The sequence below is a fragment of the Pseudomonas uvaldensis genome, assembly GCF_021271205.1.
GTDB lineage: Bacteria > Pseudomonadota > Gammaproteobacteria > Pseudomonadales > Pseudomonadaceae > Aquipseudomonas > Aquipseudomonas uvaldensis.
Window position 1 is genome coordinate 1 of sequence record NZ_JAIWKS010000056.1, and the last position, 319, is coordinate 319.

A 319-nucleotide genomic window follows, 5' to 3' on the forward strand; every position below is an offset into this window, starting at 1 on the left:
GTCGGCGCTCAAGGCGTTGCTGGAGTCGGGTGGGTTGGGTGAGGGCGTGGACACGGTGAACGTCGCCGGTGAAGCGCTCAAACGCAGTCTGGTTGAGGCGCTGTTCGAGCAGACTTCCGTCAAGCGCCTGTGCAACCTCTACGGCCCTTCGGAAACCACGACCTATTCGAGTTGGGTGTCGATGGCCCGCGAGGATGGGTTTGTTCCGCACATTGGTAAGCCTGTCGCGAACACCCAGTTTTACTTGCTGGATGAACACCGGCAGCCGGTGCCCTTGGGCGTGCCGGGCGAGATGTACATCGGTGGCGCTGGCGTAGCG

1 protein-coding gene is annotated in these 319 nt (G+C 62.4%); it reads left to right on the forward strand.

Going from position 1 to position 319, the window contains the following annotated elements; genetic code table 11:
• A partial coding sequence (locus LCU97_RS26565) for an AMP-binding protein (RefSeq protein WP_232778225.1) occupies positions 1–319 on the forward strand: 319 nt, incomplete at both ends.